The 10909-nt window shown below is 51.1% G+C and carries 8 protein-coding genes; 6 read left to right on the top strand and 2 right to left on the bottom strand.

Features of this window, described 5'->3' with window-relative positions; all coding sequences use genetic code 11:
* On the bottom strand, positions 1-2679 hold the full coding sequence (locus AB1690_10120) for a TonB-dependent receptor (GenBank protein ID MEW6015666.1): 2679 nt from the start codon (positions 2677-2679) through the stop codon (positions 1-3).
* Between the two features lie 358 nt (positions 2680-3037).
* Between AB1690_10120 and AB1690_10125 the strand changes: the two genes are divergently transcribed.
* From AB1690_10125 to AB1690_10150, 6 genes are read left to right on the top strand one after another with little or no spacing between them, the layout of a single operon-like run.
* Complete coding sequence (locus tag AB1690_10125) at positions 3038-3994, top strand: ABC transporter substrate-binding protein (protein MEW6015667.1); 957 nt, start codon at positions 3038-3040, stop codon at positions 3992-3994.
* Positions 3991-5652 (top strand): ATP-binding protein, encoded by a 1662-nt coding sequence (locus AB1690_10130; GenBank protein ID MEW6015668.1) that lies wholly within the window; start codon positions 3991-3993, stop codon positions 5650-5652. The genes AB1690_10125 and AB1690_10130 overlap by 4 nt, the downstream gene beginning before the upstream one ends.
* 35 nt (positions 5653-5687) lie before the next feature.
* Positions 5688-6089 carry a response regulator gene (locus AB1690_10135; protein ID MEW6015669.1) on the top strand — a complete coding sequence of 134 codons (402 nt, stop codon included), beginning with the start codon at positions 5688-5690 and terminating at the stop codon, positions 6087-6089.
* Positions 6082-6453 carry a response regulator gene (locus tag AB1690_10140; protein MEW6015670.1) on the top strand — a complete coding sequence of 124 codons (372 nt, stop codon included), beginning with the start codon at positions 6082-6084 and terminating at the stop codon, positions 6451-6453. The genes AB1690_10135 and AB1690_10140 overlap by 8 nt, the downstream gene beginning before the upstream one ends.
* Position 6454: 1 nt before the next feature.
* Complete coding sequence (locus AB1690_10145; protein ID MEW6015671.1) at positions 6455-8158, top strand: response regulator; 1704 nt, start codon at positions 6455-6457, stop codon at positions 8156-8158.
* Between the two features lie 58 nt (positions 8159-8216).
* Positions 8217-8681 carry an RDD family protein gene (locus AB1690_10150; GenBank protein MEW6015672.1) on the top strand — a complete coding sequence of 155 codons (465 nt, stop codon included), beginning with the start codon at positions 8217-8219 and terminating at the stop codon, positions 8679-8681.
* Between the two features lie 545 nt (positions 8682-9226).
* Here AB1690_10150 and AB1690_10155 read toward each other — a convergent pair.
* On the bottom strand, positions 9227-10909 hold a 1683-nt coding region (locus AB1690_10155; protein ID MEW6015673.1), incomplete at its 5' end, for a hypothetical protein.

The following is a 10909-nucleotide window of genomic DNA, read 5'->3' on the forward strand; positions in this document are numbered from 1 at the left end:
TTAGAAATTGAACTCCAGGCCCATTCGGACTATGCGCGGAGCCGAATAATTCTGAGGGTCTTTTGCCATCAGGCGGTAATATCTATTGACATCTTCAGCCGTATATGGACCCGAGCCGTCCGGGTCGGACGTCAGGTCATATATGCGACCGTCATCATCAGGACGGCCGGTATTGGTGTAAACATTGATTATGTTGCGTCGATTGAACAGATTCTCCACTTCGACGAAGAAAGAGAAAAATAGATTTTTCTGCCCCAGATAGACATCCTTGTTGAATCTCATATCGACAGAGTAGTTGGCCGGAAGTCTTCCTTCGTTGAGACGGTCCTTTTCCTGGCGTCCGCTCTGGTCGGTTACGGTGTACGGCAATCCGGAACCATAATGTCCGACCATATTGATACCCCAGGCGCCGGGCAGAGTCATGCCAAAAAGTCTTCCCTGCCAGTCGCGCGGCACGCGGTAATCGACCGAGAGGGTCATGGTATGGCGCTGGTCGAAAGCCAGCGGGAACTCTTTTACCGGCTTGACCGGATTTTCCGGGTCGGTCACATAGTCATAATATCCGTCATAGGCGGAGGAGAGATTCCCTTTGGCAATCATATAACTGTAAACCAGCGAGCCGGAGAGATTCCCGCGGGAGATTTTTTCCAGCGTGATATCAACACCTTTGACCGACCCGAAATCTTCATTTATGAATTGCGTCACCGGGGTGGTGCCGTAAAGGCCAATCTCTTCGGTCGAAATCAGGTCTTTGATATCCTTATAATAGGTGGTAACGTCAACGCGAATATCGGGGCTTAACATATGACTCAGACCAAGTTCGTAAGCGACCGTCTTTTCCGCTTTCAGCGCCGGATTCCCGACCAGCGGGTAGCCGCTGTTCAGATTAGCCTGCAAGTTGGTGTACATGGTAGTGTAATTGGGCGCCTGAAAGAAGTAGCCGTAGTTGAAGCGGATAATCGAATTGTCGGAAATCGGGTGCGATACGCCCAGCCGCGGCGACAGTTGTGACTGTGATTTGGAACGGACCCGCGGGTTATTGGCCGTGTCAAGGACATTGGGCCAATAATCGACCTCGGAATTGAGATAATCCCAGCGCAATCCGGCATTAATAATGAGGTCTTTCAGTTCCAGCTTGTCCTGCAGGTACAGCATGGAGTATTTGGGAGACTCATCATATTTCTCGCCGTACGGCTCAATATTGAAAAATTGCTTGAAATCCCAGAAGATATTATAGACGCGGTATTCGCCGCCGAACCGTATCTGGTTGTACTTGTTGAACTGGCTGGTCAGATTAGCCGAGATGGCATCATAGGTGGTCGAGCGCATCCGATAGGTCGGATTGAAATCATCGCCGGAAGTAAAACCGGTCCAGAAATAATCCTGCGAAAGCTGGTAGTTGTCTTCATGAATGGTGCCGTTATAAACGCCGTTGGAGTCTTCGGAATAACCGGGCCACTGGTTCCAGTAAGTATCGAACAGATGCTGGGGCGCCTGCTTGCTTTCGGTATGGAAATGGCTGTAGGAGAACGCCAGTATATTGCGTTGGCTGAGGTTATAATTTCCTTTGAGACCCCAGAGATAAGCCTCGGAGCGGGCAATACCGAGCCCATCGAGATTGAAATCATAGGAGCGGTCATTGACATCCCGATGGGTATAGAGCTCTTCCCATTTCCGATGATAACTGCCAGTGGCGGTGAGTTTCAAATCGGGCGAAGGCTGGATATTAAACTTCCCGGACTGTACCACCTCTTTGGTTTTATTATGAGGCAAGTAGCCGCCGTCATGAATATACTCGCCGGCTATAAAGAACGTGGCGCGCTCTTTTTCCAGGAACGGTATAGGACCGGAAAGGTCATATCCTGCCGCCGAGTTCTTGGTGCGCTGGAAATTATCAAAGGACGCCTTTTCGATATTGAAAGGAGTCGAGTAGCCGTCATAGAAACGCACCTTGCCGGTAAAGTCTTGGGCGCCTTCTTTGGTCACGGCGTTGACTACACCGGAAAGAGCCTCGCCGTATTCCGCGGGGAATCCGCCGGAGGTCAGGTTAATTTCTTCCAGAGCGTCCGGCATGATGCGGATTCCGGAGCGTCCCACAAAGGGATCCTGCACCGAGAAACCGTCATAATAGTATGAAATCTGTCCGGCTCGTCCGCCGCGCACATGCAGGTTGTTATTCCGGTCAACCACGGTGCCGGCCATATTAGCCAATATGTTTTGCACCGTAATGGAATTGGGGATAAAACTCATTCGGTCCGACGTCAACGTGGAACGAGTGGAAGTAAGGTCTTTCTGAATCGGGGCCCGCTCGGCATAAACTTTGACCTGGCGCGCCAGCGGGATTTCCACCTGCTCCACTTCGAAGTCAACCGGGGTGGTCAGGTCAATCAGGACGCGGACATTTTCCTTTTGAATCCCCTGAAACCCTATAATGGAGACCGCCAATTCGTAGGTTCCGGCGGGAAGATTGATTATGAAATATTCGCCGTCGCTGTCAGTCTGAGTTGCGATTTCGGTTCCCAGAACGCGAATTGTGGCGCCCGGAATCGGCTCTCCGGTTACTTTATTTTCGACTACGCCGGCAATCTTGCCGGTAGTCCCGGCCCATAGCGCCAAGGGAAGCGCTATTAACAGAATTAATGCGACCGTTATATGAAAGGAAACTTTACTTATATTCAAAGCCGGACCCTCCGTCTCATTGTTCTCGCATTTATTCAGCCATAAATTTTCAGCGGCGACATCTATTTAGAATTTGATTCTCTCACTTAAGAGAAAATAAGGTTTCATAAAAATTATCGTCTCCCCCGACAAAATCTTTACTCAATCATCATCTGATTTTGGCGGAATTGACTGTTTCAAAATGAAAAGGGGGCGACCCACATTTATATATATCGAGCAGGAAGTCAAGTTTTCGGCTCCCCTCCCGATAATTGGATTGATATCCGAGCATATTTGTGACGGGTCTCGGAGATCCTGAAAAGGTTAAAGAGATTTAGACAGAACGCGCCTGTGCATCGCTTTTCGGCATAGGAGAGGAATGTACTACTTGAAAATGAAGCGGCTTCTCGGTTGGACCATTCTGGCGTTCCTCCTGTCGGCCTCTGTGGCGTCGGCGCAGGAAATAAAGCTTGCCGTTGTTTACGCCGACAGTGTGGAATCGACGCTGCGGACAATTAGGGGGATGCGGGGGGCAATTAATGCGCAATATCCCGAGGCATCCTTTTACGAATTCTATCTGGGGAACGGCAAAGCAAATGAAGATAACGCCCTGGCCGCCATTTCTGCTCTCAACCCCAAATTGATTTTGACCATAGGTTCCCGCGCCACCCAAGTTGTCTCACAGACGGTCAACGATAAACCGATAATTTTCTCCGCCGTTTTGAATCCAGAGACGTCTGGCTTTGTCCGCTCCCTGCAAAATCCCGGTGGGAATATAACGGGAGCCTCGCTGGATATCCCGCCGGACATTCAATTCAAATATTTCAAGAGGGTAATCAAGGAACTCAAGAAGATAGGCGTCCTCTACACGGAGTCCACCGCCAATCTCATTCCGCCGGCGAAAGCGCTGGCGCAGGCCGACGGCATCGAGCTGGTGGCGCTGAAAATTGTCTCGGAGAAAGAGATTCCTGCGGCGCTGGACAAACTCTGTCGTGAAACCGACGGCATCTGGTCGGTGGCGGACGAAAAGATTTTCAGCCCCAGTTCAACTCGCTTCATCCTGTTGAATACTCTTCGCAACAGCAAACCGTTTATGGGCTTCTCCCGCAATATGGTGGAGTCGGGGGCCCTCTTTGCGCTCGATTATGATTACAAAGATATCGGACGGCAGGCGGGCAAGATTGCGGTCGAGGTTCTTACCGGCCGACCGCCGGCATCGATTCCAGTCGCCGTCCCGGGGATTATCTGGTTTCATTATAACGAAAAAACCGCCAAGCATATCAGTGTCACCATTCCGGATGACCTGGCGGCCGTTGCCAAGGAGGTTTACCGATGAGCCTCCTGACCCGTCTGCGCCGTTTCAGCCTCCGCGAAAAATTCGTGGCGGTGGTCTTCCTGGTGATTGTTGTCAGCATGTTCATCATCAGCGGCTATCTGATCAAGCGCCAGAATGAGATCTATCATCTTGAATTGGGTCGGCGCGGTCAAACCCTGGTTGCCAATCTGGCGTACAACGCCGAGTACGGAGTCATCCTGGAATCGCCTGAGGAACTGGAAAATCTGATTAAGGGCGTCACCCGCGCCGATGACATTATTTATGTCGCCATCACCGCGGTCGATGGCCGAATCCTGGCTGAATCGGGAGAGAATCCGCTGCAGGATGCGCGCTTGACCCTCGAACACCGCAGTCCCGATTCGACGCTTCATTCTGGCTGCGTCAGTATGAAGCATTACCAGTCCAGCAAGGGGGTTGAGTTCGTACTCTTGACTTACCCTGTCACCACTCGCCGGGCGACTGTCTCCAAAGAGAATCTGGGAGCGGTTTCCAGCCCCAGCGGCGCCTCCGAGCAGGCTGACACGGAAGTGATAGGCGAGGTCCTTATGGGGATTACATTGGATAACCTCCAGAAGGAAGTCACCAAGTCTCAGACGGCGGCTATTCTGCTTACCCTGATGGTGGTTTTCTCGGCAATAATCATAATGACAGCCTTTGTGAGGATTATCACCCGCCCCATTGAATCGCTGGTGGAGGTTACCGACAAAATTTCCAAAGGCGACTTAAGCAAGACCGTGGAGGTTCACTGGCAGGATGAGATAGGGCTTCTGGCGGAATCATTCAACCGGATGATTGCTTCGCTTAAAAAATCGCAGGAAGAGATTGAGGAGTACAACCGCACTCTGGAGGAGAAGATTATTGAGCGAACGACGGAACTGGAGGAAGCGCAGGCGCAACTGATACAGACGGAAAAAATGGCCGCAATCGGTCAACTGGCGGCCGGTGTCGCCCACGAACTGAATAATCCTCTCGGCGGCATACTGGGATACTCGCAGTTCGCCCTGGAGAAAATTCAGACAAAGAAGTTGAGCGAATTCACCCCCAAAGACCAGGAGTCGTTTAGTCGCTACCTTAAAGATATTGAGACCCAGTCGCGCCGCTGCAAAGCGATTGTGCAGAATCTTCTGAAATTCTCTCGGACCTCTCAGACGGTGGAGTTCCTGGAGACCGATATCAACCAGGTATTGGAGGAGACGCTTACCTTTATTGACCATCAATTGATGATGAACCAGATAACCTTGCGCAAGTATTATGACCGCAACCTGCCGAAAGCGCAGGGGAATCCCGGTCAGCTGCAGCAGGTATTTACCAATATTATTATCAATGCCATGCATGCCTCCAAACCGGGCTCGGAAATTCTTCTCTCGACCCGTTTTCTGCCGCCTCTGGGAGAGTTCTCGGGAGCCGTTGAGATAGCCGTAACCGACCATGGCCACGGCATCAGCGAAGAGAACCTCAAGAAGATTTTTGAACCGTTCTTCACCACCAAAGAAATCGGCAAGGGGACCGGATTAGGCCTTTCGGTCAGCTATGGCATTGTCAAAGAGCATGGCGGCGAAATCAAAGTAAAATCGCGGGTGGGCGAGGGGACCACCTTTACCATAATTATTCCGCTGGAGAAACGCGGGGCTCCGGTCGATAAAGTACTTGATAAGTAAAGACTTTGGAAACGCTCTCGGGAACCGACAATTTTATGGACGAAGTCAATAAAAAGAGCATCCTCATCGTTGATGACGAAGCGGTCATGCGCGATTTTCTTTTTGACGTGCTGGAGGATTTCGCGGTCGAAAAAGCCTCCGATGGCGATGAAGCGATTGCCAAGATTAGAGAACGGGCATATGACCTGATTATCACCGATATGAAGATGCCCCGTGTCTCCGGCGAGGAAGTAGTCAAATTCGCGCGGGAAACCTATCCGGATACTCCGATAATTATAATTTCGGGATATTCCAGCCTTTCCTCGGTCGGTATTGCTCTCGGCTACGGCGTCTGCGCTTTCCTTTCGAAGCCGTTTACAATTAAGCAGCTGCGCGCTGAAGTGGATAAATCGCTCCGCAGCGACCACCGCAGCGCCGGAGGGGGCGCCCATGCCTGAAAGAATGCTGGTAATTGACGATGCCCCGGTTATTCGCTCTTTTCTTGAAGAGGTTCTGCGCGATATGGGCTTCGAGGTCGATGTCGCCGAGAACGGGCGTGACGGCTTCGAACTGGCGAAAAAGAGGGATTACGCCATAATTTTCTGTGATGTCCATATGCCGATATTAAACGGCTTGCAGACGGTCATTGCCATTAAGAAACTGAAGCCGGAGTCGCGCATTGTGATGACCGATTCCTTCCCGGACCGCCAGGCGGAGCAGGCGGCGCGGGCGGGAGCTTATTGCTGTTTAACCAAGCCGTTTGACCTGGAAGAATTGAAGTCAATCATTGCCAATGCTTTAAAAGTTAAAGCTATTCGTTGACGTGTCAGATTCGATAAAAATAGACGGGCGCTCGCCCCGCATTCTGGTGGTGGACGATGAAGAAATCGTTCTCTCGCTGGTGAAGGATGCCCTTGAAGATGCCGGCTACGAAATTGAGCTGGCGTCGGGAGGACTGGAAGCCCTTCGCAAACTGGAGCGGGAGCATTTCGATTTCATTCTGACTGATATTCGTATGCCGGAATGCGACGGCCTGGAGCTGGCGAAAAGAGCCCGCGAAAAAGTGCCGGCCATCGGGGTTATTTTCATGACCGGCTACGCCAATCTGAATTCCGCCAAGGATGCCATCAAAGAAGGGGCTTATGATTATATCATGAAGCCGTTCGAATTGAATGAGATTCGTCAGGCGGTCAAAGGGGCGATTCGCAAGAGGCAGAAAGATGCCGAGAAAACTTTAGCCGGGCAACTGGGACGTCTCAGTGACTTGAATCAATTGATGTACACCGTGGGTGACAAGAAATCGCTTTTGCGGCTTTCACTCGGGTTTGCCCTTATGCAGGGGAAGACGGCGCGGGGAGCGGTGGCTTACAGAGCCGGTGAAGATAACCAGATAGGCTTGATTTTCACAACCGATTCGGCCGAGAACCGCTTTGAGGAATCGCTTCAGCACTTTGAAAAAGACCTTCTGGCGGTCAACAGTGAGACATGGAACGGTCCCATAGTGATAAAAACTCTCGAAGAACATCCTCTCTTTGCTGCCTGCGGCGACCGCCGGATAAATTCGTTCCTGATTCCGCCATGGTATGAGCCGAATGACTGCCTGCTCAATATCGCCCTGAAGCGCGGCGCCAATCTATACGGATTTCTTATTCTCGGTTACGGCGCCGACAACGAAATGCCGAGTGACAGCGACCGCCAGCTCCTCTCTATTACCGCCAGCCAGATAGCTATCTCCTTCGAAAATATTCTTCTGCTGGAAGAAACCCGCAATGCTTACAGTCGACTGAAGGACCTGCAGGACCAGACCATTCAATTGGAGAAGATGGCGGTTAAGGGGCAGATGTCGGCTGAAATTGGACATGAATTGAATAATTTCCTCGGGGTTGTCTCCGGGAATATCTCTCTGCTGGAGCATCAGGTTAATCAGAAAAACTATTCGGAACTGGATAAGTATATCAAAGCCGTAATCAGTAATCTCGACAATATCAAGAAGTTCACGCAAGGGCTGATGGATTTTACGACGCTGGCGTCTAAATTCGAATCCTGCAATATTGTCGAACTGGTGGAGGATGTCCTGGAATCGCTGAAAGCGCATCGTCATTTCCAGAATGTTGAGGTTTCGTTCGACCGGCCGCAGAGTTCGATATTCACCATGGCAGATATTGGACAACTGCAACAGCTGCTTTACAACATGCTCAACAACGCCGCCGACGCCACCCTTGAGAACGATTCGAGCAAGGGGCGGAAAGTTGCCGTGCTGATTACCTTCGACCAGGAAAACGAAAATTTTGCCCTGTCGGTGACCGATAATGGGGTCGGGATGACACCGGAGCAGCTGGCCAATGCTTTCAAATCACGATTCACCACCAAGAAAAGCGGGCATGGGTTCGGGCTTCTGGTCTGCAAGAGAATTATTGAGAATCACAAAGGGAAATTGACGATTGACTCGACTCCCGGCGAAGGAACCACGATTACTATCAATTTTCCTATCCTCTCCCCGGCCGAAAATCTGCAAGCCGTGCGATAGCATTGCCTTATTTTCCGGAAATATATATATTCCCTGCGGTTAACTGTTCCTTTGCAATATGCCTGTTGGTTCCGGATATAATAGTCTCCATTTTGCGGGCCTGTGGACACGGTTCACAGCCCTGCTTATCGATTTCACTCTCCTGAGCCTTCCATTTTTTGTTATCACAAGAATTGTCAAAGGAGTCTGGCTGATGGGGGCTAAAGACCATCGCTGGGCAAGCGGTTGGTTCATTAGTGACCCCTTATGCATAATCTTTCTGGCAGTTATTATCTTGTACTTCATTCTGCTTGAAGGTCTGGCCGGGATGACCGTCGGCAAACGATTGCTGGGGATTAAGGTGGTCGACGTTAAGGGCGGTCGGCCGGGCTTAAAGAAAAGTCTTGTCAGGAATCTTCTGCGGGCGGTGGACAGTCTTCCGGCACTGAACGTTGTCGGTGTGATTTTGATTCTGAAGTCACCGGAGCGGGCGCGATTCGGGGACAGGATTGCCGGCACTCGGGTAGTCAAGTTGATGAAATGATTCATCTGCCTGGCAGACCTTCTCATCTGCCCGGCAAATTTCCAGATCTACTGGTTCCTCATGTGCCTGGCAGATCTCCAGATCTGCTGGTAATTCATTATTGTATTCTGGCAGGTTTGAGCACGTGGATTCCAGAGACCGGGCCGGTAAGGGAACAAGATTTTGAAGATACCGTCAGGTGAGACACCTGACGGCGCGAGAGGGGGCGGCTCACGGACGGCGCGAGAAGGGGTGCGACACAGGGGCAGCGCGAGAGGGGGTGCGACACATGGGCAGCGCGAGAGGGGGACGGCACACGGCCTGCGCGAGAAGAGGGCAGCACACGGATGGTGCGAGTGAAATACGAAATCTCTCGACGCCGCAGTTGTAATGAGAATATATCCCAGGCGGGAAATGAAACGGCGGAATCCGAAGAGTCTCGAATTCCGCCGGGGGAACGGAAGAGTGAGTGCTGCTGTCCTTACATTAAAACTTCATCCCAGGCCAGAAGATTTTTCTTAAATGAATATCGAGCGAATAATTGCCCATAATAATTTTTTGCATTCCTAATCTTTCAGTACCATTATTCCCCAGCGTTGGGGATTTTCCGGGCGGGAGGCGTTGAAATCAGGGAAGGAATGGGAATCATCAGTGACGAAATAGACTTCATATCTACCGGCTTCAAGAAAAATCTGGGTATCGACTTTGCGGTTTTTGTCGGCGCCACCGGCATGGCGGGTCATCCGGTAGGTCATCTCCCAAACCGTTTCTCCCGTCTGGGCATTCTCAATCCAGCCATAATCGTACATATGCCCCCCCTTACCTTCGCCAAGAGCCACAACTTTCACCTTAGCGGCTGACTTCAGTTCAAATTCACGGCGCGCCTTCTCATCATCCCCCAGCCCGGTCAAATCGACCAGAACATTGCTGTTGGAAGGTATCTGGTCGAAATATTCGACAATATTCTTGTCAAAGTTCTTGCCGAAGCCATAGAGGGTTATCCCCCATAATTCTTTTTCCATCGGCGGCGAGGCATTCCAGTCGTTGTAAGCGTGAGAGTCATCAGTCGAGTAATAGACCATATAGTTTCCGGCGGGGAGCTTGACGATACCATCAAAGCGCCGATTCTTGGAGGCGCCGCCGGCGTGCGTGCAGTTTTCTTCAGTCATCTCCCAGATTTTTTCACCGCTATCAATATCTTCAATCCAGCCGTAATCGGCGAATTCATCATCGTAGCCGAATTCTCCCAGCGCTACGACATGGAAAGCCGCCGGTTTCTTGAGAGTGAATCCCTTGGAGACAAACTCATCATCCCCCACCCGCGAAAGGGCAACTACGACCGGTTCGGCGTAACTGATTTCGAAATCGGAGATAAACTGACGGTCGCTCTCCTTGACCGGAGCGATAACCATCCCGTAATGCATCGGGTCATACGGCGGTTGAACGTTCCAGCGCTCAAAGGAATGACTGTCATCACTGATATATTGAGCCAGATAATTCCCGGGAGGAAGCGTGACCTCGCCGACAAAGGAGCGGTTTTTCCGTCCGCCGCCGGCCCAGGAAGTATTCCATTTATCCATCTGCCAGACTTTCTTGAGACTGTCGGCGTCTATTATCCAGCCATGGTCAACAAAGACCCGGTCGCTGCTGGAGTATTCGCCGATGGCGATGATTTTCAGGGGCAGTTCTTTCTTGAGGGTGAAACCTCTCTTGGCGAAATAGTCATCACCCGGCTGTGAAAAATCGACAATGGCGCTTTTCTTTCGCGTCAGGACCGGGTCAAAGCGGGTGAAGGTGCCATCGGGCGCCTTTATCATAATCTGCAGGTCTTTAATGTCTTCACTGTAATATTCCCGCTTCGATTCTTCATCGGTGTCAATAATGTCACCCAGCCATTTGAAAGCATCCCCCATATCCTCGATAATGATTTCCATCCCTTCCAGCGAATAGGGGCGGCCCACATAATAATAACACTCATATTTTCCGGCCGGGAGGGTCACCTCGTCCTCGCATTCCCGCAGATAACGGGAGCCTTCGTAGCGATGAGTCTCCTGCTCTTCCATAATCCAGACCGGCTCGCGGTCGGAAGAATTAATTATCCATCCGTAGGCAAACATCTGGTCGGCGTTTTTTAGCTCGCCGCCAATTGCGTAAATAGAAATTCTGGTCTGCCCCTTTAATTCAAATCCTTCGACCTTAAGGTCCCCCTCGCTGAAATTTTTCATCTGAATGACGATATCGTCCGCCCT

It is taken from the genome of Candidatus Zixiibacteriota bacterium (assembly GCA_040753495.1).
GTDB lineage: Bacteria > Zixibacteria > MSB-5A5 > GN15 > PGXB01 > DYGG01.